General features: G+C 42.2%; 19 protein-coding genes, 3 tRNA genes and 5 pseudogenes. 5 read left to right on the top strand and 22 right to left on the bottom strand.

Annotated features, from left to right (window positions below):
* Positions 1-2: 2 nt before the first annotated feature.
* From JJQ88_RS16395 to JJQ88_RS16365, 7 genes and pseudogenes are all read right to left on the bottom strand, one after another.
* Positions 3-2,126: a BglG family transcription antiterminator gene (locus JJQ88_RS16395; protein ID WP_210367115.1), complete on the bottom strand. Its 2,124-nt coding sequence runs from the start codon at positions 2,124-2,126 to the stop codon at positions 3-5.
* Positions 2,127-2,384: 258 nt separating this feature from the next.
* Positions 2,385-3,812, bottom strand: coding sequence for a PTS mannitol transporter subunit IIBC (locus JJQ88_RS16390; protein ID WP_210367114.1), 1,428 nt, complete (start codon positions 3,810-3,812; stop codon positions 2,385-2,387).
* Between the two features lie 442 nt (positions 3,813-4,254).
* The gene (locus JJQ88_RS16385; RefSeq protein WP_210367113.1) at positions 4,255-4,422 is read right to left on the bottom strand and encodes a hypothetical protein; all 168 of its coding nucleotides are present in this window, start codon (positions 4,420-4,422) and stop codon (positions 4,255-4,257) included.
* An 11-nt stretch (positions 4,423-4,433) separates the two neighbouring features.
* Positions 4,434-4,602 (bottom strand): annotated as a pseudogene (locus JJQ88_RS16380) (ATP-dependent Clp protease proteolytic subunit); the annotation flags it as partial.
* Positions 4,603-5,095: 493 nt separating this feature from the next.
* On the bottom strand, positions 5,096-5,824 hold the full coding sequence (locus JJQ88_RS16375) for an MOSC domain-containing protein (protein WP_210367161.1): 729 nt from the start codon (positions 5,822-5,824) through the stop codon (positions 5,096-5,098).
* A 239-nt stretch (positions 5,825-6,063) separates the two neighbouring features.
* On the bottom strand, positions 6,064-6,660 hold the full coding sequence (locus JJQ88_RS16370) for a TetR/AcrR family transcriptional regulator (RefSeq protein WP_210367112.1): 597 nt from the start codon (positions 6,658-6,660) through the stop codon (positions 6,064-6,066).
* Positions 6,661-6,667: 7 nt separating this feature from the next.
* The gene (locus JJQ88_RS16365; RefSeq protein WP_210367111.1) at positions 6,668-7,417 is read right to left on the bottom strand and encodes an alpha/beta fold hydrolase; all 750 of its coding nucleotides are present in this window, start codon (positions 7,415-7,417) and stop codon (positions 6,668-6,670) included.
* Positions 7,418-7,926: 509 nt separating this feature from the next.
* Between JJQ88_RS16365 and JJQ88_RS16360 the strand changes: the two genes are divergently transcribed.
* The 4 genes and pseudogenes from JJQ88_RS16360 to JJQ88_RS16345 all read left to right on the top strand — a co-directional run.
* On the top strand, positions 7,927-8,583 hold the full coding sequence (locus tag JJQ88_RS16360) for a TetR/AcrR family transcriptional regulator (protein ID WP_210367110.1): 657 nt from the start codon (positions 7,927-7,929) through the stop codon (positions 8,581-8,583).
* Positions 8,573-9,328, top strand: coding sequence for an ABC transporter ATP-binding protein (locus tag JJQ88_RS16355; protein ID WP_210367109.1), 756 nt, complete (start codon positions 8,573-8,575; stop codon positions 9,326-9,328). Before JJQ88_RS16360 ends, JJQ88_RS16355 begins: the two co-directional genes overlap by 11 nt.
* Before the next feature lie 10 nt (positions 9,329-9,338).
* Positions 9,339-10,007, top strand: coding sequence for an ABC transporter permease (locus JJQ88_RS16350; RefSeq protein WP_210367108.1), 669 nt, complete (start codon positions 9,339-9,341; stop codon positions 10,005-10,007).
* Positions 10,008-10,234: 227 nt separating this feature from the next.
* Positions 10,235-10,399, top strand: a pseudogene (locus JJQ88_RS16345) (oxidoreductase); the annotation flags it as partial.
* Positions 10,400-10,421: 22 nt separating this feature from the next.
* Here the strand turns inward: JJQ88_RS16345 and JJQ88_RS21910 are convergent.
* The 11 genes and pseudogenes from JJQ88_RS21910 to sigW all read right to left on the bottom strand — a co-directional run bounded on the left by JJQ88_RS21910 (position 10,422) and on the right by sigW (position 21,109).
* Positions 10,422-10,666: pseudogene (locus JJQ88_RS21910) on the bottom strand (YolC/YozM family protein).
* Between the two features lie 305 nt (positions 10,667-10,971).
* Positions 10,972-11,799: an NmrA family NAD(P)-binding protein gene (locus JJQ88_RS16340; RefSeq protein ID WP_210367107.1), complete on the bottom strand. Its 828-nt coding sequence runs from the start codon at positions 11,797-11,799 to the stop codon at positions 10,972-10,974.
* 374 nt (positions 11,800-12,173) lie between these two features.
* Positions 12,174-12,493, bottom strand: a pseudogene (gene satA / locus JJQ88_RS16335) (streptothricin N-acetyltransferase SatA); the annotation flags it as partial.
* A gap of 60 nt (positions 12,494-12,553) precedes the next feature.
* A pseudogene (locus JJQ88_RS21315) lies at positions 12,554-12,697 on the bottom strand (DUF3916 domain-containing protein); the annotation flags it as partial.
* Between the two features lie 120 nt (positions 12,698-12,817).
* Positions 12,818-13,597 carry a TniQ family protein gene (locus JJQ88_RS16325; protein ID WP_210367106.1) on the bottom strand — a complete coding sequence of 260 codons (780 nt, stop codon included), beginning with the start codon at positions 13,595-13,597 and terminating at the stop codon, positions 12,818-12,820.
* A 262-nt stretch (positions 13,598-13,859) separates the two neighbouring features.
* A complete protein-coding gene (gene glmS, locus JJQ88_RS16320) occupies positions 13,860-15,662 on the bottom strand; it encodes a glutamine--fructose-6-phosphate transaminase (isomerizing) (RefSeq protein ID WP_210367105.1) in 1,803 nt (600 codons plus the stop codon).
* Between the two features lie 511 nt (positions 15,663-16,173).
* The gene (gene glmM, locus JJQ88_RS16315; RefSeq protein ID WP_210367104.1) at positions 16,174-17,523 is read right to left on the bottom strand and encodes a phosphoglucosamine mutase; all 1,350 of its coding nucleotides are present in this window, start codon (positions 17,521-17,523) and stop codon (positions 16,174-16,176) included.
* Positions 17,524-17,560: 37 nt separating this feature from the next.
* Positions 17,561-18,793: a CdaR family protein gene (locus tag JJQ88_RS16310; RefSeq protein WP_210367103.1), complete on the bottom strand. Its 1,233-nt coding sequence runs from the start codon at positions 18,791-18,793 to the stop codon at positions 17,561-17,563.
* Entirely contained in the window at positions 18,786-19,613 is an 828-nt protein-coding gene (cdaA, locus tag JJQ88_RS16305; protein ID WP_210367102.1) for a diadenylate cyclase CdaA, read from the bottom strand. The genes JJQ88_RS16310 and cdaA overlap by 8 nt, the downstream gene beginning before the upstream one ends.
* A gap of 278 nt (positions 19,614-19,891) precedes the next feature.
* Positions 19,892-20,530: an anti-sigma factor family protein gene (locus JJQ88_RS16300; RefSeq protein ID WP_210367101.1), complete on the bottom strand. Its 639-nt coding sequence runs from the start codon at positions 20,528-20,530 to the stop codon at positions 19,892-19,894.
* 15 nt (positions 20,531-20,545) lie between these two features.
* Complete coding sequence (gene sigW, locus JJQ88_RS16295) at positions 20,546-21,109, bottom strand: RNA polymerase sigma factor SigW (RefSeq protein ID WP_210367100.1); 564 nt, start codon at positions 21,107-21,109, stop codon at positions 20,546-20,548.
* Between the two features lie 199 nt (positions 21,110-21,308).
* Between sigW and JJQ88_RS16290 the strand changes: the two genes are divergently transcribed.
* Positions 21,309-21,479 (top strand): aspartyl-phosphate phosphatase Spo0E family protein, encoded by a 171-nt coding sequence (locus JJQ88_RS16290; protein WP_210367099.1) that lies wholly within the window; start codon positions 21,309-21,311, stop codon positions 21,477-21,479.
* A gap of 45 nt (positions 21,480-21,524) precedes the next feature.
* Here the strand turns inward: JJQ88_RS16290 and rocF are convergent, their stop codons facing one another.
* From rocF to JJQ88_RS16270, 4 genes are all read right to left on the bottom strand, one after another.
* Positions 21,525-22,421 carry an arginase gene (gene rocF / locus JJQ88_RS16285; protein WP_210367098.1) on the bottom strand — a complete coding sequence of 299 codons (897 nt, stop codon included), beginning with the start codon at positions 22,419-22,421 and terminating at the stop codon, positions 21,525-21,527.
* 195 nt (positions 22,422-22,616) lie between these two features.
* Positions 22,617-22,692 (bottom strand) — tRNA-Ala (locus tag JJQ88_RS16280).
* 3 nt (positions 22,693-22,695) lie between these two features.
* Positions 22,696-22,770, bottom strand: a tRNA-Gly gene (locus JJQ88_RS16275).
* A 71-nt stretch (positions 22,771-22,841) separates the two neighbouring features.
* Positions 22,842-22,914, bottom strand: a tRNA-Lys gene (locus JJQ88_RS16270).
* Positions 22,915-22,917: the final 3 nt, after the last annotated feature.

Genomic DNA, 22,917 nt, shown 5'->3' with positions numbered 1-22,917 from the left:
GTTCAGACACTCCTTATATGTTTTATTTTTCCATCGATGAATTCCTTAAATCTTGATGATAAATAGGCTGCTATTTTTTCTTCATCATTCGATTCAAATAATGCTATGCTTTCCTTGCTTTCGATCAGCAATGAGCTTAAGTGGCTCAATACTTCCAATGCTTCTTCCGAAGACTCTTGAGGAGACAGCATCAAAAGCAGGAACTTCACATTCATTTTGACGCCATCCATGCCAGCCGTCACAATTGGATTTTCGAGCGAGTAAATCGTGAAGCTTGGCTGGATGATCTCATGCGAACGTGTATGGTATAGCGCCATGCTCGTTCCTGGAATACCCAGACCCCCCAATTTTTCCCTTCTGATTAAGGCATCTACAATGGCAGCTGTTTCGGATACCGTCTGTTTCTCGGCCAACCCTTGTACGGCTCGAAACAAAATTTCTTCAGTAGTTTTCCGTTCCCTTATTTCAGCCAATTCAAAACCTTCAAGGATGGCAGCAATGGTTCCCGTATACTTTTGCAGGGTTCGCATGCCTCTTATAAAATTGTGTGGATTTTTAAGATTGGCCTGTTCTTCCAGAGGGAAGGCAAAACGTTTTTTCGAGCTGTTCAGGATTTTATATTTATTAATAAATGTCCGAACCTTGGCGATCTCACCCCGGGTTAACATCGGGCTTACAATGATGTACTCTTTTTCGTAATCAGGAATAGGAATCGTCGAGATGATAAGCTCAAAGTCTGAGGGCTCGGTCTTTTTAAATTCCATCACCGATGCATTTTGGACATCCTTGAGCTCCGGAAACTCTTCTTGCAGCCTGGTCAGAAGCATTTTTGAAGTGCCGATCCCACTTGAGCATATGACCAGCGTTTTAAAGTTTGCAGACTCCCTTCGGCTTATGACAGCGGCTCCAAAGTGCATGACCAGATAGCCAATTTCCTCATCGGGAACATGATATTTTGTGAATACCTGCTCTGCAGCCTGTTTGACGATGAGGAACAATTCCGGGTAATCCATTTTAATCTTTTCTGCTAAAGGATTGCTGATTCCCATCCCATGCTTGATCCTGTACATTGCCGGCTTCAAATGGATGACCAGACCTTCAAATAGTGAGCGATTTGCCGACAAATCCGTTTCGATCCTTTTTTCAACTAAGTCAATCAAATTCTTTGCCTTGATCGCAACCTGTAAGCTGGATTCTTCTATTAGATACTCATGATCATGCCTTAGTTTGGCACCCTTTAAGTGCATGGTGATATAGGCTATTTCTGCTTTGGGCATTTTGATGTTAAAAACTTGCTCCAGTTGCGCGACAATCTTTTCAGCAAATCTATATTCCTTAGAGGACTGCTGTATCTTCATATAAGAGTGATTGATCGAAATTCCTTCCCCTTTTTGGATTCTCTCAACCGCCAGGGAAAGATGGACTATCAGGCCGATATAGGCACTATCGGCCATTGAAAAAGGCAGTTCCTGCATAATGGATTCCACTATTTTTTCAACAATCAGGAGTTTTTTCTTTTCAACCAGGCCCAAAAGCCTCTCAGAAATAGTATTGATATGCTGGGTTGAGCGTTTTTTGATACTCTCACGTGCCATAGAAAGGATTTCGGCTTCATCAAGATATTTTGATATCAGATTTCTCATTGCCCGTCTTTTGCCGGCTTCATCGCCCTCTAGTTCGACTCCATAACCCCTTTTTCTTATTAAGCTTAAGCCAAAGGGTTGTAGTCTGTCTTCCAATTTAGACAGGTCTGCACTGACTGTGGCAATCGTGACATTCAAATCATTAGCCAGTCCTAGCAGCTTTACTGGCCCCTTCGTTTCCAGCAGTTCGCATAGGATAATCGTTTGCCTTTCGTCAGGAGTGTATTCTGTATGAAAAAGATTAAACAAAAAAAGCTCTAATTGGCGTATTTTCTCCGGATTACCGGAGATTTGGACTCCGACTCCAGATTTTTTTTGCAAGGCAAGCTCATATTCCATCAGGATATCTTCTATATTCTTTAAATCACGATGGACCGTCCTGCCGCTCACACCAATACGGTCTGCCAGGTCCTTTACAGTTGTTTCTTCCTTTTCAGTCAGCAAGATTTCTAAAAGCTGCCTCTCTCTAGCTGAAATATACAAGAATGGTCACCCCCTATTCATATTGCAAACTCACAGGGTAATAGCGTCATGTTGTTGACAATAATTAAATTAAAGGCTTACATTTTTATTTTAAATCCGGAAAGATACTTTATTCAACGAATGATAAGTAGGAATTCGTCAGTCAAGTTGTTGACAAAATTTAATAACATGAAGGTTTCGTTCATTCCTCCCAAACACTAAGGATTGGATAGTGTATTCTATTGTGAAAAGCCCAGCCATAGCCGGCTGGGCTTAATGCTATTCTTTTTTCAATGAATCGATCAGTTCATCATACTTAGGGCTATTCAAGAAGTTGTCAACTGAAATATGTGCAGCATTTGGAAGTTTCGCTTTTGCACGATCTGTCAAATCCTTATGTGTGATAACGATATCCGCATCTTCTGGAAGATTATTGATGGCGGTATTGATGACTGTTTGGTCTAATCCTGCTTTTTGTACTTTATTTCTTAAGATTGAAGCGCCCATAGCACTTGATCCCATACCTGCATCACATGCGAATACGATTTTCCTTACATTTTCAGTTTTGACCGCCGTTTCAGCAGGCTGACTGTTCAACGCAGAAGAAACGGAGCTTTTTTTCCCTTTCATTTCTTCCATTTTGGCAGTTGCAGAAGTTAAATCTTCGTCTTTCACCTTGCTTGTTCTCAAGATAAACGATGCAATCGCGAATGAAACCGCCGCTGCCACAACCACTCCTGCAAGCGTTGCGAAATAACCGCCTTTAGGTGTCATCGCAAGAAGCGCAAAGATGCTTCCTGGTGAAGGTGCTGCTACTAGACCTGCATCAAGAAGGTTGAATGTGAACACTCCACTCACCCCACCAGCAATTGCTGCAACGATTAACATCGGCTTCATTAGAATATACGGGAAGTAGATTTCATGAATACCGCCAAGGAAGTGGATAATTACCGCACCAGGTGCTGTTTGCTTTGCAACTCCCTTGCCAAATAACCAGTAAGCAAGAAGGATTCCTAAACCAGGTCCAGGGTTTGTTTCAAGCATGAATAAAATTGATTTTCCTGCATCTGCTGCCTGATCGATTGCCAAAGGACTTAAAATACCATGGTTGATTGCATTGTTAAGGAATAATACTTTGGCTGGTTCGATAAAGATGTTGGCCAGCGGCAGCAGGTTCGCATTGATAATGGCCTCCACGCCTTTAGCAAGCACATTGCTTAATGCCTCAACAACTGGACCGATTCCTTTGTAGGCTAATAATGTTAAAAGACCTCCGAGGATACCTGCAGAGAAGTTGTTTACTAACATTTCAAAACCAGATTTTACTTTGCCCTGAATTGCCTGGTCAAATTTCTTGATCACCCATCCGCCAATAGGTCCCATGATCATTGCGCCCAGGAACATCGGAATATCCGTACCGACAATGACACCCATTGTGGCAGTCGCACCGACAACACCACCACGGCCATCATAAATCATCTTACCGCCTGTATAACCGATCAGCAATGGCAACAAGAATGTAATCATAGGTCCAACCAGCTTTGCCAGATCCTCATTTGGCAGCCAGCCAGTTGGAATGAATAGCGCTGTAATCAAGCCCCAAGCAATAAAGGCGCCAATATTGGGCATGACCATGCCGCTTAAATAACTTCCGAATCGTTGTATTTTGACTTTAAACTCTTGTTTATCGTTAACTGATTCGTTCACGTCGTTTCCCCCCAAAAAGAATTTATCCTTCTAAGTCAATGATAAAGCGTTTACAGAACTGTTTCAATTTAATGAAAAGTGTATTTTGGCAAAGGAATTGTTGACAAAATTAATCATTACTCTATTCTGACTGGAGGAAGTTTTTTATCATATCTTATCGGCGGATTTGATCACAAAAAAATTGACAAGGAGTTAGGAAGAGGGGGAACAAGCAAACAGTATGAAACTTTGTTAAGCAAGGGGTACGAATAGTTAAATGTTAAAGACTGCTCCAACCGCTTTTCATTACTTTTAAGTTAGTGGACAAGTACATTTATACTATAGGCTCCTCTCTATAAATATCTGAATGCATCTTTCAAGGGATCATATCTAAATTCAGTGGTTGTTGTATCGCCAGCTATTCCAAAAAAATAGGGAGGGCTATATAGCCTCTCCTTATTAGTTATTCAAACTCCTCCTCATTAAAAAGAGTGACTGCTCGAATGTTTGCAGTAGATTGCTGCTGCCTGACCCTGATTTTTGCTTCATCAATATCCTTTGCATGAACTTGTTGATAAAATACGACACCAGCAAGTTCATATTCAACGGTGAAAGTCTTTAATTCATCCACACTCATCACTCCTAACGATGGGTTAAGATTTTATCGATCAATCCATAACTTAGCGCTTCTTCAGCGGTTAAGAAGTTTTCCCGGTCAGTGTCTTTTTCTATTCTTTCTTTAGGCTGGCCTGGTCTTTTTTTATAAGATCTTGTTGAGATGGTCTCTAAGTCGTAAGATCCGTTTCGCGCATTTGTTAAAGTTAACCATTATCGTTATATTATAGGGCAATAAAGGGTGAACTAAAACCGATTTATGCAATTTTTTGTAAATTTTAGGATCAGGAAAAAGCACGGATGAAATTGGCATTTACATAAGAAAGTGAGTTTGGAGTAAAAGTGTGATTGGATGATTAGAATTCCATTAGGCCGCTACCTGCCGCAACAAGAAGAAAAGAAGGAGAAAAAGATAGCGGAAACCAGATTGGCCAAAGGGTGGGAAGCATATTGAGCAAAGAAGAAAGGCTCGACCGCTATGATCCAGCCTGAATCCGCAATGGTTTTGAATTTAAACATACGTTTGATTGAAAGTTGAAAAGTCATTTCCTTGGTGGCTGCATGTTCTTTCCCGATTCTCTTCCATTTCGGTACCGACTAGATAGCATTGGAAATCAACCTTTTTACGTGAAAAAGGAGAATATCAGATGACATATTAGAGAAAAGAATAAAGAAGGAAAACTCCTTATTTATTCTAGAAGAAGAATTTCATCTCCCACGCGAATTTCCCCGGTTTTTAGAACGTCAGCATAAACGCCAAAATAATTGTTCCTTTGTTTTACGACCGTTTTAAGCAACGTCGAATCCCTTTCCGCGCTATCAGGATTAACGGTAATGATCATACACCTTTCACAATGTCTTTTTAGTTGGATTTCAACATCCCTTCCTATTTTCATCCGTTTGCCAAACCATTTATCTTCTATAAATGGGATTTTTTCTTTTAATGAAATAAGTAAGTTCGGGCGGAAACGTCGAAAATCAAGCTCTGTTTTTCCCCACATTTCCTTCAGGTTTCCCAATGAAGCATCGGTCACCAGCTGAAGATGTTCCTCTTCAATTGCCCCTAAGGGTACTTGGGAAGGTGTATATGTAACCTGGGATATTCTTCTTTTCGATTTACTTTCAATTTCTTCCGTTAATTCTTCATTCTCCCAATCAACAATCTTGCCTTCTGGTGTAACTATTTCAACCTTAGGGTACTCTTCTAATAATTCTTCACCTGCAAATCTTGCTTTATATCGAACCATATCTGGAAATTGGGTTATTGTTAAAAACTTTCCAGGTCTTGTTTCATCCAAAAAAGCATGGCTTCGGTCTCCATACAAGCCATATTCCATTACCCTTGTTTTCTGGACGCTCTCTCCGTAAAAGGATTTTACCGGATGGCGAACACTTTCCTTAATATACCCAATTAACATAAAATTCTCCTCCAGCATTTTTGGTTGCATCCACCATTTCTTATTTCATCTGCTCTTATATACTGTATTTTTTTTTGAACGTTTCAATGAAATTAACAAAACAAACTAACTTTGTCAGTAATCCCTCTGTTCTTCCTTTTTTCCGCTCCGGACTATGTCGAATATTCTGACCATTTTATCAGGACAGAAGGAGGAATGCATGAATCTGCTTTTCATCCCTCCATTTAACAGATATCCTTTTACTCTTTTATAGGTGAGCAAAACTCCTGTATAATCTGTGCTTTTATTTCTTCAATGGGAAACTGAAGAGGATAGGTAGAGATCATGAGCATGATCCCTTGAAGAGTGGAGGAAAAGTATAACGACCGTTTCCGCGGCTCCTTGACGCCTAACTCTTCAAATATTTCACACTGGGCCTCAAACTGTTTGGCGTTTTCTTCAATTAGCATTTTACTGTATTTTATCAATTCTTCGTCTGCTTCTGGTTGTGTTTGTAAATGCATATAAAAACGAAATACTTGTGGATGTTGGGAAACGCCATTAATTGCTCCCTCAACTATATATTCAAGTTGCTCGATAGGTGTCTCCAGGGATCTGGCACCTTCCAATACATTGGCCACTTTCCTAATTCTTTCTTCGACCATAGTAGCAAGCAATTCCTCTTTACCTTTAAAGTAATTGTAAAGCAGACCTTTAGAAATGCCGGCTTTCTTGGCTACATCGCTGATAGAGGTAGCGTGATATCCCTGATTCATGAACAACTCCATAGCAGCACTTCGAATTTTCTCCTTTGCTAACTGGCGGATTCGTTCATTCTCCTTTTGATTTCTTGGCATCGCAATATCATTCCTTCATAAAGCCGGTAATTTTCTTATATAAAGTTTCAGGATGGGTGAGGGTGACCATATGGTCGGCATTGGAAATTTTCACAAACTTACTATTTGGCGCTTTTTGGAAACATTCTGCTGCTCGATGATTATCTGGCAGATCCTCTGTACCTATAATAAGTAATGTTCTGGCAGCTAATTCATCTAGTCTTTGAATAGCCGGCGGTTGCGGCCAAACCATTTCAAACGCTGGCCATTTTAACATTCTATTAAAATAATCCAGGTGCGATTGTAACATTAAATCCCTTTGTGGCCCTGACATTACGACTTTATATAATGTGCCACCTAGCGATCGTTCGATCATCTCATTTATATCTGGAGCAGCTTCATTAATCCTGTTTATATACGCTTTAAACTCTTTTGAATAGCTAAATCCTGACAGAGCAGGAGCAATCAAGATCAGATCGTCCACCCTTTCAGGGTAATTCAGAGCAAATTCAGTAGCAATCTGGCCGCCAATCGAGTGTCCTATGAGTGTTGCCTTATCGAGTTCAAGATGGTCAAGAAGCAACAGCAAATCTTCAACATAGTTGGCATGCTTTAAAGGAGATGGAGACTTGCCGATACCACGCCCATCAAAAGTAACGACCTTATAATGCCTGGCTAGAAGAGGTGCTAAAAATGTCCAATCCCTCAAGTCAATACCGCCACTGTGAAGAAGAACGACAGGATGCCCGTTTCCATTAACCTCATAATATAAATCCATCGCAAACCCTCCATTTTATTGTGGTATGTAATATCACTTTATTATTGAATGAACGTTTAGTCAATGAAAAAATAAACTTTAGGCTGTATAATTTTATGCGCCGCAGAAACAACCAGGGAGAATAGGGTATTTAAAAACTGAAAACCAAGAAAAACCAGAGGAAAATTGTCCAACTGGCATTTTTGCCTGGGCCAGTCTCTTGATTCTTTGTCGGATGGGTTGTCTGGTATAACATTCACGAAGGATGGAGAATTAACAAGCCCGATCCATTTTAGTGTTAAAAGGCTATGGTACATACATTTGAATGTTGTATACACTAAAAAATCCCCATGCATTATTGGGAGAAGTACGCTATTAGGCTGCTTTTCTTATCGGAATGCCGATGATGTAGGTAAATATGTTGGATTATGAGCAATAGTAAAATACATACAGGTGATGATTTACTTTCCATTCAAAATATGGTAACCTAAAACATACTGACGGTCAGTATGTAAAAGGGAGAGAAAAGTGTGCCAAGAAAAAACAATCCAAAAAAGACCATTGAATCCATCCTTTCCATTTCAGCTAAGTTATTTTTGGAAAATGGATATGACAAAACGAGTATCCAAGATATTATCAATGAGTTAGGGATGTCCAAAGGCGTAATATACTACCATTTCAAATCAAAAGAAGAAATTTTGGATGCGATCATCAATCAAACCTTCCAGGAATCCACCCAGCGTTTGAGCGAACTGGTACGCAGCACGCAGGCAGCCAACGCAAGGGAAAAATTAAGCATTGTGTTGGAGAAAAGCCTGGACAGCCAACAACAGTACTCTTATGAAGACGTATTGGAACCACATGTGAAAAATCCTCAATTCATCATTGCCAGCATCCAAAGTACATTGGAAAAGAGTGCGCCGATCTTGGAAAAGGTCATCCGCGAGGGAATGAAGGATGGCTCGATTATGACTGATCATCCAAAGGAATGTGCAGAGACATTTTTAATCCTGATTACAGTCTGGTGCAATCCAATATTTTCGCGGCGCAATCGGGAGGAAACGATCAAACAATTGAAGTTCTTGCAGCATACCATAAGGCTGTTGGGGATGGATATCATGAGCGATCGCCTCATTCATAAATTAGCAGGCCTTTACGAACAGGAGGGTGTCATCGATGGTGAATGACATTGCGATTCAAACACGCCGATTAAAAAAGGTATTCGATGGAAGAGAAGTTATCCAAAAATGTGATATGACTGTTCAAAAGGGCTCGATTTATGGTCTCCTGGGAGTGAACGGAGCGGGAAAGACGACCATTTTCAAAATGCTGATGGGTCTCCTGCAGCCTTCCGGCGGGTGCATAGAGATGTTTGGGAGGGACATTGCCGAAAACAAGGGTGGAATCCTCAGAAATATAGGAAGTATGATTGAAGTTCCAGTTTTTTATGAACACTTGTCTGCAGCAGAAAACTTGGACTTACATCTGTCGTATATGGGCGCTTCTAAAAGTGAGATAGGAAAAGTCCTGGAGTTGGTTGGATTGGATCGTTCAAGTAATCAGCCTGTTTCCCAATACTCCTTAGGAATGCGGCAACGGCTGGGCATAGCTAGAGCTTTATCCCATAAACCGAAAGTGTTATTGCTTGATGAACCGATTAACGGACTCGACCCATTTGGCATCCGGGAGATGCGAGAATTATTCCTGGACTTGAGCAAACAATCGCAAATCACCATCTTGATTTCCAGCCATATTTTAAATGAAATCGCCCAGATTGCAGATACAATCGGGGTGTTAACCGACGGTATCCTTGCAAATGAGGTTTCGATGTCTGACATCAAAGAGCGATTCGATGATGGCCTAGAGGATTATTTTTTTCAATTGATAAAAGGAGGGAACGGGGTTGATGAATTTAATGAGGTTGGAATTTAGGAAAGTCCCTATGAAGGCCTACATTATGGCAAGTTTGATCATTTGGATTTCCATGCTCGGGTTCATTTATTTATTTGCATATGCCCCGCGGATCGACCCAGATCCCGACATGCAGGTTTTTGCAGGATACGATAATCTTGTAGTCCTCTTTGGAGCTTTTAATATGGCAGTATTCTGTACGATGGCATCTGTTATGTATACAAAATTCATCATAAATGAATATGGCGGAAAAAGGGCCGTTTTACTATTCTCCTACCCTGTCAGCAGAAGCAAGGTTTTGCTTGCCAAGATTTATAGTGTCTCCCTCTTTGCCATTACTTCCATGCTGGCAACCTATTTATCCATCTTAGTCATATTCAGTATGACCGAGCGATTCTTCCCTATTGTCAATGATGAATTCACTTTGGCCATTTTAGTCAAAGTGATCAAGCTGGCCGGAATTTTTCCCATTACAGCTGCTGCAATATCCATCATTTCCGTTGGCATCGGTTTTATAAAAAAATCTGTTCCTGCTACCATTTTGTCAGCTATCCTCTTATCCTCGTTGTTATGTAATATCATGATGAACACATTAGGAAGCGAAAGCAGCGCCTTGGTCTTTGCAGGGATGTCTTGTTTGTCGGGAATCGCGGTCATTTTTCTGCTATTGAAAAATATTAACACCATGGAGGTAAATTGATGGAAAAGAACATCGATCATTTTCTTGAAGGCATTTTCGGAGGGGCGGGACTACATTTCGCTAATATTTCCTTCAGTCTGCTTCTTTTTTTCTTCGGAGTTTTCCTATTGAGGTCACCCCGACCGAAAAAAGCCGGAGGATGGATTTTAATCGGAATTGGTTGCATGGGGATATTGAGCGGAATGCTCCAAACCTTTTTTTAACCGGGAGACTCCAGCCCTCCTCCGAATTTAAATACAGAGATTGCTTCTGAGGCGATTAAGGAAGGTACTATTGACCTTGCTGCCTTTGGACGTCCTCTACTTGCTAATCCTGATTTCGTTCATAGAATTAAAGAAGGATTACCTCTTAAACCCTATCAAGCAGCAATTGATTTAAAACACTTGAATTAGGAAGATTAAACAGTGCGTTGGACTATTGTTGTTCAACGCATAGGTTATTATCAAGTTTGTTCAATAAGGAATTATTTCTTTTTGAAATTTCTATATTGTAATGGTTTAGATCTGCTTTAGATACCTTTTTTCCTAAATATTCCTGTAGTTTTTTCCACTTTTGACTTCGCCCATTACAATAGAAATCGTTGGGTCGGGTTCTGTATCACTTATTTTAAAGCTGACTAAACCATATTCATCAAATCCATTGTCTAGGACGGATCCAATTCGGCCATCTCGGCCTTACTATCATGGTTAGTAGCTACATCATCCTTATTGAAATAAGCATCATGTAGTAGAAGAACTAAAAATTTATTATAAAAATAGAAACCGATTTTTTCTTTTTCATTACATTCCCTTCCTTTCAAATTAATTATACAAGCCCAAATATTTGTTATAAACCTGACCCTTTTGTTGAATAAGAAAAAGCTGCCTGGTTTGGCAGCTGGGTTTTTAATAATAGTACCTAAGGTTAAATATGCTCTCCCTCTGACGTTAGTTTTAATTCCTCAAAAGTTTCCGGAATAATTTAATTAGCTGTTTGAATTTATAAAATATCCTGTATTCGCCTGAACCCACTCTTCGAAAGTATACGGCTTATGTCCTGTAACTTCCTCAACGGTCGACAATACCTTATGAGCGGATGGAGGCAGGTTAAGGTGCCAGTTAATCACATAGTCAATGGCATCTTCCTCAACACCCATCTTCCTCATCTGCTCACGTTCTTCTTCTTCGGAACTCTCAACAAATCGGATTTCCCGTCCGATAACCTTGCTAATAATCCCAACTTTATCTTTAACTGACAAACTCTCAGGCCCTGTTAAGGTATATATTTTACCTGCATGACCGTCCTCAGTCAGTGCGACTGCTGCGACCCTTCCAATATCAGCTTCATGAACAGGAGCAATTGGTGATCCCCCAAACAGATCTCGAACCAGCCCCTCGGAGCGTATGGAGTTTGCCCATTTTCTTGCATTTGCCATAAATTCAAAGGCTTGAAGTTGAGTCCACTCCATGGCACTTGCTTCAACAGCACTCTCAAAGGGGCCCTTCGCGCCGTTCCATAAAACAGTAACCCTGCTTACACCAGCTTTCTCAGCAAGACGAACGATTTCTGGTCCCGTTTGTAACGGAGTATATTCGGCGCCGGTAGTAATCAAATGCATACCGCTTAAGCCAGCCAAAGCAGAACCTAGCGTACTAGGTTCACTTAAGTCCCCCGCAACAACCTCCACACCTGCAGGCAGATTGGCCTTTAGTGGATTACGTGTCAATGCCCTCACTTTTTCCCCCTTTCGAATAAGTTGATCTACGACATGCCGCCCTACGGTTCCCGTTGCTCCTGCCACTAATATGGTCATTCAGTTCCATCCTCCCATTCTTGTTTCATCCCATTAATTTTCTCAGCCAAATTTTACCTTGCATCGGTTAAAGCACCTATTTTGTTGGTTTGGCCTCATTTATTTTCTTCTCAAATGTATTCGAAAATAAATCTCTTTAAACATTTATATAACCTTCGTTATTTATTTTTACATTAATACGAAATTATTACCTCCAGATATAGTTTGAAATCCCCTACAACTTTAGATGTAGAAATATAAAGAGCCTAACTTCCTTATTAAATAAACCGTTCAATAAGGTTTAGCAATAAAGTACGGAAACCTAATCCTCCCTGGATCTACGACCCACCAAATTACCATCAGTTATACTATTCAAATACTAAAACTACAATAAGTTAAAATTTATAGTACCAAAAAATCGCAATTTCATTTGCTGTTGGAAAGTTTGAATAAAGCATAGTATCAATTGCACCTATTACAAAGTGATTTTTGGCGTAAAAATGGCAAGCTGAAACATTAATATCTTGTGTTTCAAGCACTAGACCACTAAAGTTATTCTCCTTTGCCCACTCAATAGCTTTATTTAATAAAGCAGTTCCAACACCTTTTTTCTATATTTTTTTACAACAGCAATGTCCTCAATTAGTGCATAACCATTCCAATTAGAACGAATCTTAATCCGACCGATGCAGTTGTTTTCATCATAATAAAAAAATACAACAGTATAGATTCTATATTGATCCTGCGATGGTGTTTTTAAATTCTTTAAATAGCTAACCCTATTTATCAAAATTTGCATTATTTCTCGTCTTAATTTATTTGGAGCTTTAATAGTATCTATATATCCTTGATCAAAAGGCAAATGTAAATGCCAATAGCCAAGTCCATAATGACTCAGATTAAGCAATTGTGCTGTCATTTCATTAAAGGTGTTTATTAAATTCTTTTTCCTTCTTCTAAGACCTCTAACTTTCTTCTTAGAACCATTATCGAATTTCAATTGATTCATAATCCATCACCTTTTGTTATTAATGCTTGTTCAACTGCTAACCTGCTTCTTTTGTTCAAAATGTAAGGATATTAGAATCAAAATCAAAAGTAATCTCTGTAAACAAAAATCATTGTTATTAAAGAAAGAATGATATAGGCAATTGCAGTATATAACGCAAAGTTTGGTTATATTTTCGATAAATACTTCATCAAGACTGTGGTTATAAAAATAATCAATATTTTGAGTAAGCTCAGCAAGCTTAGTTAACACCACACTATCCATATTTTTTTCAGGTACGGAGATTAAAGATGGATTCGGTATCTCAAATTTATTTAAATCCTGTTTAACAATTTTGGTTTCATGCACATTTAAAGCTCTTACATGCTTATAACACACAAAAACACCTTGCGTCTGAAAGAGCCTTTGCCAGTAACCTTCACCGTTTTTCTGAAATTGTTCTTTTAAACAATAACTACAGTAATATAGATGTTCCTTTGATGGGACTTCGCTTAAACTGCCCCGACGCCTGTGAAGGAAATGTTTATTCTCGGTTTCATGTTCGTCTCGGGTTCTAAAAGGGGCTGCAAAAGGAAAGGTTGTATGACCTCTAATAAAGTATTCAGATGTATAATCATTGGAAAAGTGCTTCAATTTTTTCGAGAGGTTTTCCATATTACTTATGTACTCTCTCTTAATACTAACCATTGTTTTACCCATCAACTCATTATGAATTTGGTATCTAGACTTAATTCCTATGTGTTGAGAGTACCTTGCAATGAGGCTATAAACTGTTTCATCTTTATAAGGATGCGGGAAATAACTAATCATTTCTCTCTTCTTTCTAAACATTACTATCAAGTGGTGTAATATTCGTTATTTTCATTGTAAAAATAGACCAAAACAAGAAAAACTGCTCCCTAGGGAACAGTTTTTCTAATATTAGCTACTTGAATTTTATTTCAAATATCTTTTGGCTCATTCGCCAGTTTTAGGTAATACAGTAAAAAACTTTTTTATCTGGTAAAGAACTTTTTTGTATAGTAAAGAACTTTTTTTTATGAAACAAACGGCTTACCAATCCCACTCTACCTTACTCAACTGTAACCGATTTAGCCAGATTCCTTGGCTTGTCGACGTCACAGTCGCGGTGCAACGCTGCATAGTATGAGATCAGTTGCAGCGGGATTACAGAGATAAGAGGTGTTAACAGGCTGTGCACTTCTGGAATGACCAGGCGGTCTTCGTCTGTTTCCAGTCCTTCCATTGAAATGATGCACGGGTTGGCTCCGCGGGCAACGACTTCTTTGACGTTTCCACGGATGCTCAGGTTGACATAGTCCTGGGTCGCTAGGGCGATGACTGGCGTGCCTTCTTCGATCAAGGCGATGGTGCCATGCTTCAGTTCGCCGCCGGCAAAGCCTTCAGCCTGGATGTAGGAAATCTCCTTCAGTTTCAACGCGCCTTCAAGGCCAACGAAGAAGTCGATTCCGCGGCCGATGAAGAAGCAGTTTCTGGTGACAGTCAAATATTCGCGGGCGATGCTTTCAAATTCTTCTTTAGAATCGCACAGTGCTTCCATCGCTGTAGCGGCGATGCCCAGCTCTTGGACAAGGTCAAAGGCTGCTTCATGCCCAAGGCTGCGGCCAGTCACTTCAGCAAGGATTGCCAGCACTGCAAGCTGTGCAGTATATGCCTTTGTGGACGCAACCGCTATTTCAGGGCCTGCATGCAGCAACAATGTATAATCCGCTTCACGGGACAAGGTAGAACCTGGAACGTTTGTGATGGTCAGCGCTTTGTGGCCCTTTTCCTTCACTTGTACGAGAACCTGGCGGCTGTCGGCCGTTTCCCCGCTCTGTGAAATGAAAATGAACAATGGCTTTTTGGATAGAAGCGGCATGTTATAGCCAAACTCACTGGAGATATGGACTTCTACCGGGATCTTTGCCAATTTTTCAATGAACTGTTTGCCGACCAAGCCTGCATGGTAGGAAGTCCCAGCCGCGATAATGTAAATCCGGTCTGCTCCCTTCATGGTTGCAACGATGTCAGAGTCGATTTCCAGGGCGCCTTCGCCATCCTGGTAGTTCTGGATGATTTTGCGTATCACAAGTGGCTGCTCATCGATTTCCTTGAGCATGTAGTGTGGGTATGTTCCCTTTTCGATATCGCTCGCATCAAGTTCAGCCGTATAAGGAGAACGTTCGATGGTTTCTCCTTCAAGATTCTTGATTGTCACTTCATCTTTCGTGACAATGACCATTTCCTTGTCCATCAGTTCAACGTATTGGTTTGTTACCTGGATCATGGCCAGCGCGTCACTGGCGACAACATTGAAACCTTTGCCAAGGCCAACAAGCAGCGGGCTTTTGTTCTTCGCGACAAAGATCGTTTCATCATTTTGCTCGTCTAGCAGGGCAAGTGCATAGGATCCATGTAAAAGTGTCAGCGTCTTGCGGAACGCTTCTTCAACACTTAAGCCATCGTTCACAAACTGTTCAATCAGCTGAACGATGACTTCTGTGTCAGTCTCACTTTTCAATTGGACATCCTGTAAATACTCGCGCTTCAATAGATCGTAGTTTTCGATAACGCCATTGTGCACCAGGGTCAATCGGCCAGTCAAGCTTTGATGAGGGTGGGCATTCACCTTGCTCGGAACTCCATGTGTAGCCCATCGGGTGTGGCCGATTCCTGTGTTCGCCAGCACATCATAATCTACAGCGTCACGAAGGTCGGCAATCCGTCCTTTTTCCTTGAAAACATGGACGCCGTCAGCATTCATCACAGCGATCCCAGCTGAGTCATACCCTCTGTATTCAAGCTTTTCAAGACCTTTTAACAAAACTTCTTTCGAATCATGACTTCCAATATATCCAACAATTCCACACATAACTTCTTTTCCTCCTGTACGACAGGGGGCAAGAAGCCTTCTTAGGGGCAGCTTGCCCCCTTATCTCTTTTCACATTGGCAAGGTCAGCTTCCATTTATGTTATGGAGGACCTTTTTGCATTCCCTCCTCTTTGTCCATCAAGTTGCCCTGATTATTTAAAGAAGGGATTAACGGCTGTGTTTCAGCCGGGAGGCATCCGCCGAAAATTCGATAAACCTCCACCTCGTCAACTAATCCATATTCCGATCGAAGATTAGTTCAGGCGCTTATATGTTCCCTGCTTGAACCTCTGCCCACCTTTCTGACAATAGGATGGTGTCTTTGCTCTGCAAAAACAGGATAAGCATACACGATACCAGCACATTCGTCAATAGAAAAAAGGAAAATGGCCTACCCGTACTATATCCCCGTACGGACATACCGAAACCTCCCTCCATAAATAAATATGCATAAGGGCTTGAACGCGTACCCTTATGCATATCATTTTACTATTCATATTAAAATTCAATGTTATTCCTTTAGGCCCATTTCCTCTTTGACAACAGCAGCAATGCGATCAACATACTCCTTGCATAGTTCTTCAGTCGCTGCTTCGGCCATGACACGGACTAAAGGCTCGGTTCCGGAAGGACGGACAAGAATCCGTCCGTTGCCATTCATTTCCGCTTCAACCTGTTCGATTACTTGCTTGACTTTATCGTTATCCGTCACGTGGTGCTTGTCTGTCACACGGATGTTTACGAGAACTTGAGGATATTTCTTCATTTCTCCTGCAAGTTCAGATAACGGCTTATTGGTGGCCTTGATGATATTGACAAGCTGCAGCCCTGTAAGCAGGCCATCCCCGGTTGTATTGTAATCAAGGAAAATGATGTGGCCGGATTGCTCGCCTCCAAGGTTATATCCGTTCTTTTTCATTTCTTCCACTACATAGCGGTCGCCGACTGCTGTCTTGTCACTCTTGATCCCATGCTCCTCAAGCACCTTGTAGAACCCGAGGTTGCTCATGACTGTTGAGACAATTGTTGAATGCTTCAACTGTCCTTTCTCATTCATGTACTTTCCGCATATATACATGATTTGGTCGCCATCGACAATATTCCCTTTTTCATCAATCGCAATCAGGCGATCGCCATCTCCATCAAAGGAAAGACCTAGATCCGCGCCTTTTTCTTTTACAAAAGCAGCAAGCGCTTCTGGATGGGTGGACCCGACTCCATCATTGATGTTCAGGCCGTTTGGTGATGCCCCCATCGTTGAAAGGTCGGCATCAAGATCCGCAAATAAATGGGCCGCGAGCGAGGAAGTGGCGCCATGGGCGCAATCAAGCGCGATATGCAGGCCATCGAACTCCTCATCGACGGTTTGCTTAAGGTATTGAATGTATTTCTGTCCACCTTCGAAATAGTCGTTTACTTGTCCAAGATCTGCCCCGATTGGCCGTGGGAGATCGTCTGCCTCTAAATCCATTAAACTTTCAATTTCAAGCTCCTGGTCATCTGAAAGCTTAAAGCCATCTGGGCCAAAGAACTTTATGCCATTATCCGCTACGGGATTATGCGATGCAGAAATCATAACTCCTGCCTGGGCTCCGAGGGCCTTTGTCAAATACGCAACCCCTGGAGTGGAAATGACCCCTAGTCGCATGACTTCGGCTCCAATAGACAGCAGGCCTGCAACAAGTGCTCCCTCAAGCATATGGCCAGAAATCCTTGTATCGCGGCCGATCAATACTTTGGGACGGTCATGTTCCTTTGTCAGGACATAGCCTCCGAAACGGCCCAGCTTGAAAGCCAATTCCGGTGTCAATTCACTATTTGCTACGCCTCGTACTCCATCTGTACCGAAATATTTACCCATTTTTAAAATCTCTCCTTGTTTGAAAAATTGCAGTCGATTATGCTTCTTTTTTCGCAACCGTTATTTTGGCTTTTTCATTGGCCAGCTTCCAATTAACATTACGTGGCGCTGTTACCTTTATCGCCACCTCATGCTCTCCTTCTTCCAACCCTGACGCATCCACGGTCAGCTTGAAATCATCAGCAGAAAGCGAAGAAACAATGTCACTCGGCCCGGAAACCGTTATATTCGTTTGTCCGTTGGCCGGATTAAGGAAATCAGCCTCGTAATTAGCACGGATTCCTGTCATTGAAACCGGGACATTGGAGATTGTTCTTTCTGTCTTATTCGTTGCTTTGACGGTTACTTTCACCATTTCCGGCGAGACACCAACAACCCCATTTGCGATGATCACAGGGAGGTTCAACTCCGTATCCCCTTTGATTCTGCTGACATCGACCTCGACCCGGGCACTTTCTACTTCAGATAAGACATCCGGGGCAGCAATGATCTGAACTTGCTTGGTTCCGAGTGAAATCGATTCGATCGTCACTCCGCTTGGCGGCGTTCCTTTTCTCACAATTTCAAGCGGAACCTCTTTGCTCGAACTTTTCACCGGTATTGTCACTTCGACTGTTGAAGGTTCAATTGAGACCTCAAGTTTATTCATGTTTTTATCAAATACTAAGACGCTTGCCTCGCGGGTTATCGTATCTGACACCTTTCCACTTGAGTTGACAGTCGCTTTTACAAAGCTGATCTGTTCGATAACATCCTTTGCGCCCGTTACCTGGACAGTTCCAGGCTTAACCGTTGGCTTTTCAGCTATATAGCCATCCTCGACAAGGTTCCTGCTGAATTCCGCATCCACCTTGAATTCCTTTGTTACCTTTTCCTGGATGGACACATTCGCAGAGCCTGGTTCAATTGTTGCTGTGATTCTCTCAGATAAATCCTTTATCGTAATCGGAACTCTCTGTTCCCCTATTTCAGCATCAGTCAGATCGACAAATACTTCAAAATCCCTTAGTGCCCTTGCCTGCTGGACAATGTTCTTCGGGCCCTGCAGGTTGACCGTTACTGTTTCAGGCACTCCGGATACTACAAGATTATCGGTATCATAATAACTTTTGACCGGTACATCCTCAATGACTTCAACCTTTTCGTCGGAAGGAACATTCACATCCCTTTGTTTATCCAGATTCCCTTTTGGAACCGATCCGAACAGCAATACAGCAAGAACTAAGGCGACGCCTTTCATGAACCATGGATTATCCAGAAGTCTATCCATTTTTCTTCCCCCTCCAACTCCAGCGGGTAGAAGCTGCCTGCTTGATTCTTGATGCGGAAATCAGTTCAGCTGTGAGCAATTCCCTTAATGTTTCCCCGGTCAAATCACGATAAAGCTCACCATTCCGGGTGACGGAAACACTGCCGGTTTCTTCAGATACGACAACTGTGATGGCGTCGGTTACTTCACTGATTCCAAGGGCTGCCCTGTGTCTGGTTCCCAGTTCTTTCGAAATGAAAGGGCTCTCCGACAGCGGCAAATAGCAAGCAGCGGCAGCAACCGTATTTTTCTGGATGACGACTGCACCGTCATGCAGAGGTGTATTAGGTATAAATAAGTTGATCAATAATTCAGATGAGATTTTGGATTGCAGCGGGATGCCTGTTTCGATGTAATCGCTCATCCCTGTCTCCCGTTCAATCGAAATCAATGCACCGATCCGGCGCTTGGCCATGTAATCGGCTGCCTTAATAATCGCCTCTACCACTCTCTCCTCATCTTCCTCTTCCTGGAGGCCGCCTCTTGAAAACAGCCTTCCTCGGCCAAGCTGTTCAAGCGCCCTTCGCAGCTCCGGCTGGAAAATGATGATGATAGCAAGGAATCCCCAGGTCAGGACTTGTTCCATCATCCAGCTTAACGTATTCAGCCCGAAGAAATCACTGACAAATTTTACGATCAGGATCACGAAAATCCCTTTTAAAAGTTGTACAGCCTTTGTTCCCCGTATAATCGCAATCAGCTTGTAAATGACGAACCACACCAGGAGAATGTCAATAATATTGGCTAGATATTCTAATATATTGAAATCCGCAAACGACATTGCACTTCCTCCATTAGGTTAATAAGAAAAGCGCAAGCGCCTTGGTCAGCCCCTGCAGGGATAAGACAAACCGCGAGGTGGCACAGTTCCTCTGCCACCACGGCGGTACAGCTTATGCCCCAAAGGGCTGGGCGCTGGAGCTGGTAATTTCCCGAAGTAAATATATACTTTCTGATCTCGTAAAAAAAGCGGAAGTTGACCAATTCACTTCAGCTATATGCGTTTATAACTTTCTTATTATAACACAAGAGCCGGCTATTGATAAAAAAACAGTCACCCTATTGGAATGACTGTTCTCTTCCTTGATCATCAAAGAGATTTGCCGTATTCTTGGCTGTCTGTTTAATATGGTACCAAATCCATTCGAAAACCTCATTCACTTCATGGATTTCACCAGTTACATTTCCTGCGGAAGCAAGGTAATTCTCCCCGTTGATGACGGTAACATCCCCCTGGACTTCCCCTTCGATTTTCAACTTGCCATTCCGGACCAGGACATCCCCCTTGACCACTTCACCTTCAGGGACAATGACCGTGTCATTCTCGACCACCAGGTTAGGCTGTTTCGATACGGAGAATTGATGCTCCTGGTTCCATGTTGAGAAAACGCTGCCCGTCATCAAAGCAATGAACAGGGAGGCAGCCGTCAACAGCGGGTGTCTCCTGAACCAGCGTTTTATTTCTGTCTTCTTTGTTTCTTTCGGCAGCCTGTTCATGACCTTCGAGGTGAAATCTGCCGATGGCTGGATATGTGACGTACTTTGCACAAGCGCGACCGCTCTTTTCAATTCCCTGAAGTAATCCCGGCAGTCGCTGCAGCTTTGCAAATGCTCTCTTAAGACATTCTCATGCTCTGTCGATATTTCATCATCTAAAAACTCATGCATATAGTCAATAACCTGTTCGGGGCATTTCATTTCCTTCACCTCACTTTATACGTATCGCAGCTGCTGCCTCAAGGCTTCCCTGCCGCGATGGATCCTCGTCTTCACCGTGCCAAGAGGCAGATCCAAAATTTCGCTGATTTCATTCAGGCTAAGCTCTTCAATATACTTCAATACGATGACCGACCTGTATTTATCGGGTAATTTTGAAATTTCTTTTTGAATCGTCTCCTGAAGCTCCAGGCTTTCCACTTCTTCCTCAGGCAATGCTTCATCCGACGGAACCTGGGAATACATTGTCAATCCTTCCGTGCCTGGCACCTCAGCATCAAGGAAATAATCCGGCTTCTTCTTGCGGATCCGGTCAATGCAAAGGTTGGTTGCAATCCTGTACAGCCAGGTGGAAAACTTCAGGTTTTGATTGAAACTGTTAATATTGATATAGGCGCGGATGAATGCTTCCTGCGCAATATCTTCCGCTTCATGTCTGTTCCCAAGCATCCTGAAGCAAAGCTGGAATACCTTGTCCTTGTATATTTCTACAATTTCTTCATAGGCATCTTTGTCGCCTTTGATCACTTGCTTTATTCTGGTCTTAACAATGTTCTCCATAATTTACCTCCGCGCTTTATGCGGCTAATCGATATACGAATCGATTCCGGGAAAGGTTTCATTTTTTATTTATATTTCTTCGTTTTAAAAACTGCTCAACAAGAACATATTAACAAATTTTTACTAATAAAGTTTGAGGAATTTCAACATGGGGTATAAAAGGACTATATATTCAATGAGAAGGCGAGGGAATTTCGCTATGTGTGCTGAAGCTTTGCTGAGGGATATTGAGAAATACAGGAAAGAAATGGTTGATCTAGCTGCTAAAACCTCGCTATCGAATCAAAATGTTATCGATGTCAGCACGAAACTCGATTGCTTGCTAAATAAATACTATCATTTATCATCGGATAAAACAGCCCTTTATTAATAGGAAGGAGCAGCAGCCTTTAGGCCGCTGCTCCTATTTTTATGATCATAAAAGTTTTTCTCCGAATAAGGACCCCATCAATGCCACTGCCGCAATGGCTGTCTTATTCTTCTCATCCAGAATCGGGTTGACCTCGACGAACTCGGCTGATGTGATGATCCCGGATTCCGCGAGCATCTCCATTGCCAGATGGCTTTCACGGTAGCTGATCCCTCCGGTGACCGGAGTCCCTACGCCGGGTGCGTCAGCTGGGTCCAATCCATCCAGGTCAAGCGATAAATGAACTCCATCTGTTTTATCTTTTAAATAGTCAATTGTTTCTTCCATTACTTTTGTCATGCCAAGTCGGTCGATTTCATGCATTGTGAAGACTTTGATGCCTTTTTCTTTGATCAAGTCCTTTTCACCCTCGTCAAGTGCTCTTGCCCCTATGATCACGATGTTTTCCGGTTTCACTTTCGGAGCATACCCGCCTAATTGGGTCAGTGAGTCATGACCTAAACCCAGGCTTGCTGCCAGCGGCATGCCATGAATGTTGCCAGACGGTGAGGTTTCAGCAGTATTCAAATCGCCATGAGCATCATACCAGATGACACCAAGGCTCTTATAATGCTTAGAAACACCTGTCAATGTGCCGATGGCAATGCTATGATCGCCACCAAGGACAAGCGGGAAAGAGCCGGACTCGATAATTTTGCTCACTTCTTCAGACAGCAGCAGATTCTTCTCGGCAACGAGCTCCAGATTCCGAAGATTGCTGTTTGGATCGATTTTCACCTCTGGCCTGCCTACAGCAATATCCCCCAAATCTTCGATCTCATCAAATAAATCCTTCAGTCTCTCATGGATGCCTGCGTAACGGATAGCACTTGGGCCCATGTCGACTCCCCTTCTCATCTGGCCAAGGTCCATGGGCATGCCGATCATCGAAAGTTTCTTCATTTTACCCCCTGCTTTCCCTCTGTTTTCCTTTATTTTAACCGCTTTCAGGAAGATGACTCAACTGGACAAATTCTTGAATATATATACAGTTCGGAATAGAAAGATAAGTGATCCGGAATTGATTCATTCGAATCCAACCATAAAAAAACCATAAATCAAAAGATTTATGGCTGAATTGGTGTTTATGTAGTGTGATGGTGGAGCCTAGCGGGATCGAACCGCTGACCTCCTGCGTGCAAAGCAGGCGCTCTCCCAGCTGAGCTAAGGCCCCATCTGGAGCGGAAGACGGGATTCGAACCCGCGACCCCAACCTTGGCAAGGTTGTATTCTACCACTGAACTACTTCCGCATATGGTTTATTATAACCAGGAAGACCCCTAAAAATAAAGAGAAATTATCTTTAGGGGTCCTGCACTTGAGTGAGCCATGAAGGACTCGAACCTTCGACCCTCTGATTAAAAGTCAGATGCTCTACCGACTGAGCTAATGGCTCTCA

Source organism: Bacillus sp. REN3 (assembly GCF_017912555.1).
In the GTDB taxonomy this organism is placed as follows: Bacteria; Bacillota; Bacilli; order Bacillales; family Cytobacillaceae; genus Mesobacillus.
The sequence above is the reverse complement of the archived record's forward strand: the minus strand, read 5'-3'. Positions and strand labels throughout refer to the sequence as shown.